The sequence below is a fragment of the Nocardiopsis sp. SBT366 genome, from assembly GCF_001083815.1.
GTDB classification, from domain to species: domain Bacteria; phylum Actinomycetota; class Actinomycetes; order Streptosporangiales; family Streptosporangiaceae; genus Nocardiopsis; species Nocardiopsis prasina.
Genome location: NZ_LAVM01000174.1, coordinates 1 through 1,372, shown reverse-complemented (window position 1 = coordinate 1,372; position 1,372 = coordinate 1). Strand labels below are relative to the sequence as shown.

At 67.6% G+C, this 1,372-nt stretch carries 1 protein-coding gene; it reads right to left on the bottom strand.

Annotated elements, in window-relative coordinates; genetic code table 11:
- Positions 1 to 45: 45 nt before the first annotated feature.
- Positions 46 to 1,173: a DNA alkylation repair protein gene (locus ADX84_RS25085; protein WP_049579976.1), complete on the bottom strand. Its 1,128-nt coding sequence runs from the start codon at positions 1,171 to 1,173 to the stop codon at positions 46 to 48.
- Positions 1,174 to 1,372 lie beyond the last annotated feature (199 nt).

The following is a 1,372-nucleotide window of genomic DNA, read 5'->3' as shown; positions in this document are numbered from 1 at the left end:
CCACACCTCACACCCCTCAACCCACACCCACCAACCCCCAACCCCTCACACACCCCTCAGCTCGAACCCGACCTCCGCCTTCACCAACCCGTTCACCTGAACCTCCACCAGGTGTTTCCCCGGGTAGTAGGTCCTCGTCGTGATCGGGCGCACGGGATGCTTCTTCTCCAGGCGACGCCGCTCCCCGGCGCCCAGCTCCAGGGTCGTCCACTTGAACACCTTGGGACTGCGCCCTCCGTTGGCCCGAACGTGGTGCACCACGTAGTCCACGATCACCGTGTGGGGCCGGTCGTCCCTGTTCACGAGATCCACCCGCACGAGCAGTGCCCCACCCAGTTCGAGCACCTCCGGGCTCAGGCTCAACCCCTCCACCTCCACCAGCTCACCGCCAGTGGCGCCGAGCAGGGCCAGAGCCCTCTGGTCACCCTTCTTCACCAGGGTGCGCAGCGCGTGCCGGACGATCCACGCCGTCTCAGGGGTCGGGCTCTCCCGGGTCCATCGCTCGGCCACGTCCAGGACCAGCTCCGGGTGTTCCCTCGACATGTCGTTCAGGTTGTTGGCGACGGAGGTGCGCACGAACTTCGACGGGTCCGACCTCAGCGCCTCCAGGACCTCCAGTACCGGACCCGGGTCCTCGACGAACCTCGTCAGTCTGCGAGCCCACGGCAACCGGGGACGAATCCCCTCACTGGCGAACCGGCGCACGTTGGGGTCGGGGTCGAGCGCGCAGCCGCGCATCAACTCCATGGTCGCCTCGTAGTGCCGCAGCACGAACGGCCGCACGGCGAACTCACCCGTGTGGCGCTTGGTGATCTCGATCAGAGCGGGCAGGGAGACGTCCGGGTGTTCCAGCCCGTACTCCTCCACGAACCGGGCCACCGCCATCAGATAGAAGCCCTCGTTGAACATGCCCTCGCCCTCACCCAGGGCCTCGGCCTCCAGAGAGGAGACCAGCACGCTGAGGGCGCTCGGGTAGTCCTCGGGCAGACGGTCGCGCAGGCCCTTCGCCATCACTTGGACCCGTTCCTTGAGCTCCAGCGGCCCGACGAGCCCCGCGACCTCCACCGCGTACCCGTCGACGTCGAAGCCCGGGTGCACCTTGCGAATCGACTCGCCCAGGGCCCGCGCGCTCGCACCGTCGAAATGGTTCTTGAGGCTGTACTCCCCGGCCATGGCACGTCCCTCGCCCGCACCCCGATCCGGTCGTCGCCCGTCCAACCGGAGCTCGGGGAGAGGCGACACCGGTGTCGGAACGGTCAAGCTATACCGTGGTGCGACCGAAGTCGAGAATTCTCCATTCCGGTCCAAACACGCACGACAGTCGTGGTCGTCCGTCGGCATGACCCTCCCCGAGAGCCCCCGGTCACCGACC